Annotated in this window: 4 protein-coding genes; 3 read left to right on the top strand and 1 reads right to left on the bottom strand. The window is 44.7% G+C overall.

Going from position 1 to position 2891, the window contains the following annotated elements; genetic code table 11:
* A partial coding sequence (locus U3A55_RS02450) for a hypothetical protein (protein ID WP_330989937.1) occupies positions 1-438 on the top strand: 438 nt, incomplete at its 5' end.
* 333 nt (positions 439-771) lie between these two features.
* Here U3A55_RS02450 and U3A55_RS02455 read toward each other — a convergent pair.
* Positions 772-1104 (bottom strand): hypothetical protein, encoded by a 333-nt coding sequence (locus U3A55_RS02455; RefSeq protein WP_330989938.1) that lies wholly within the window; start codon positions 1102-1104, stop codon positions 772-774.
* A gap of 255 nt (positions 1105-1359) precedes the next feature.
* On the opposite strand from U3A55_RS02455, the gene U3A55_RS02460 reads away from it, so the two are divergent.
* Both U3A55_RS02460 and U3A55_RS02465 read left to right on the top strand, forming a co-directional pair.
* Positions 1360-1815, top strand: coding sequence for an Lrp/AsnC family transcriptional regulator (locus U3A55_RS02460; RefSeq protein ID WP_330989939.1), 456 nt, complete (start codon positions 1360-1362; stop codon positions 1813-1815).
* 18 nt (positions 1816-1833) lie between these two features.
* Positions 1834-2891, top strand: a 1058-nt coding sequence (locus tag U3A55_RS02465) for a DPP IV N-terminal domain-containing protein (protein ID WP_330989940.1), incomplete at its 3' end; no start/stop codon positions are given.

A 2891-nucleotide genomic window follows, 5' to 3' on the forward strand; every position in this document is an offset into this window, starting at 1 on the left:
TCTTGGCTGGATGTCCTTTTTTTGCTGGGGAGAGTAGAGATTGGGGGGCGAGTCGCAAGAAAACTGGGCGAGTCGCAGGAAAATTCTCATGAGCCCCATGGAGCCCTCGATAGTCGCAGGAAATCTGGACGACTCGCAAGAAAACAGAAAGAGTCGCAGAAAAATTTCAAAGAGTCACAGGAATGCAATCACGATTCGCAGAAAAACAAAAAGAGTCACAAAAAAATCGCAACGAGTCGCAAAAAAGCTAAAAAGAATCGCAGGATAGCCGCGAGAGTCGCAGTAAAACCTCGAGAGACGCAGGATAGCCATAAGAGTCGCAAAATAACTGTTCAGAGTCGCAGAAAAATTCTCATGAGCCCCATGAAGCCCTCCATAGTCGCAGGAAAGCTTGGCGAGTCGCAAGAAAACAGAAAGAGACGCAGTAAAATTTCGTAGAGTCGCAAGAATGCAATCGCGAATCGCAGAAAAACAAAAAGAATCACAAAAAAATCGCAACGAGTCGCAAAAAAGCTAAAAAGAATCGCAGGATAGCCGCGAGAGTCGCAGTAAAACCTCGAGAGTCGCAGGATAGCCGTAAGAGTCGCAAGATAATAGTCGAGAGTCACAATAAAACTGTAAGAGTCGCAGAAAAGCTGGGCGAGTCGCAAAAACCCCCCTGCCCCAGCACCCAGACCACTCTTCCCCCAGCACCCAGACCACTCGCCCCCAAGCCAGCCCCTCTCCCACACAAAAAAACGCAACCCCCTCAGGAGTTGCGTTCCATAATCCTTAAACCATCATCATCAATGCACTAATAACAGAGCCCAAGATCATAAGGACGATAGATGCGATGATAATGATAATGCCGTGGATTTTGCTTCGGCGTTTGATGGTGAAGACACCCATTACAATTCCTGCGATGCCGAATAGGATTGGGATGACAAATAAGGATAGGATGGCGAACACCCAGCCTAGAATCGGAAATATCTTGCCGCCCCCGCCACCGCCGCTTTCTGCTGTTGCCGCCATTTCTTGCTCAGCCGTGCGTGGTAGCTCAGCTTCACATGAATGGCAGGTTAGGTTTCGTTTTGAAACAGAGATTCCGCAAGTTGGACACTTCATATATAATCCTCCATTTATTGAAATAATACCATGTATCCTTTAACATAACCCTTTGTGTAAAATTCAAACGTCCTCATCCTCACACTCCCCAAGTAAAAATCCTTGCGTAAAGTTATCTGAAAATATATACTATTATGAAATTACAGTATTAAGTAGTGAATCATTCCATAAGATATTTATATCGGTAGTCTTTTATCTAAAAGCTTCGAAAGCAGGTACCAAATATGAAGCAACTGTTCTGAAGGAGGTACTCGCGTGTCTGACAGCCAAGACCTCATCGACGATTTAGACAAGCAAATAATCAAGTTTTTGTCTAAAAATGGACGCATGTCATTTTCAGAGATTGCCAACTATCTGGATGTGACCGAAAAGACCGTTCGAACGCGTTATAACAAGTTAGTAGAGGAAGATATTATCGACGTGGTTGGGGTGGTGAATCCGATCACACTTGGAATCAAGGTAGGGGCGATTATTCAGTTGAAGGTTGTGCCTCAACAAATCGATGCGGTAATCTCGGCGTTAAAACAGTTGCGCGTTATTCGCTACATTACTACCACAACGGGCGAATATCAGCTGTTAGCCCAAGTAAACGTTCGAGATTATGAGGAGCTGAGTGAAACCGTCAAAGAGATCCACCAAATTCCAAATATCTCTTCAACCAATGTCATTATGCAAATGGATGTTTATAAAAATACATTTGAATTTTTGTAAAGAAAAGGAGTGGCTAACATGGTTCAGCCAGCAGCTAGTGTGAAAAAGGTTCAGGCGGAAACCCTTTATGAGCTCGAATTTGTAGGAGCGCCGCAATTATCTCCATGTGGGCAAAAAGTAGCTTACATACAGACCGTCATCAATCAGGAGAAAAATTATGAATCTCATCTCTTTATCTATGACCGACAAACAGGGGAATCGGTTCAATGGACGAATGGGGCATCTAAGGATTCCTCCCCGAAATGGTCATCAGATGGCAAATGGATCGCTTTTGTATCAAATCGATCAGGGAAAAATCAAATCTGGAAGATCTCCTCAATAGGTGGCGAAGCCAAGCAAGTTACCCATCTAAAAAATGGTGCGAGCACCCCTGTATGGCACCCGCACAAACAGGCTTTTCTTTTTACAACTTCTCTAAAAGAAGACGAAACCCTGCAAGCTAAAGAGGGAGATGAGGAAAAAGAAGAGCTCCAGCCACTAGTCGTGGATGATATTCGCTATAAGGGAGATGGCATCGGGTTTTTGGATGGGCGAAAAAGTCAGATAGGCTTTTACGACCTAGAAAATGAACAGATGAATCTCTTAACCTCAGAACCTTATAACCATAAGGACCCAGCCTGGTCACCAGATGGGGAAGCGATTGCTTATGTTCGCACGAGCGAGGATGAACCGGGTGCCTACTCTTTACAAGATCTTTTGGTGAAGCCGTTAGGGAAAGAAGCCTACAAGGTGAATCAAGAAAGTGGCGTGTTCAATGTGCCAAACTGGTCGCCGAATGGGGAGGCGATTTCTTATCTTGGTCATAATCGTGAATATGATGGGGCGACCTTAAACCGTGTGTGGATGGTCAGCCTTCAAACTCAAGAGCATACTTGCCTAACAAAAGATGTCGATCTCGAGTGTAGTGATGTGTTGATTTCTGACTTGCATTGGGACAATCCAACACAGGGAGCCGTTTGGGATCAAAGCGGACAAGGGCTGTATGTGCTTGGGACTGAGCGCGGAAATACGGCAATCTACCAAATCGATTTATCTGGTAACGTTTCAAAAGTGTTAGAGGGAGAGCGCCATATTTA

Origin of the sequence: Salarchaeum sp. III (assembly GCF_036418315.1) — an archaeon.
GTDB lineage: Archaea > Halobacteriota > Halobacteria > Halobacteriales > Halobacteriaceae > Salarchaeum.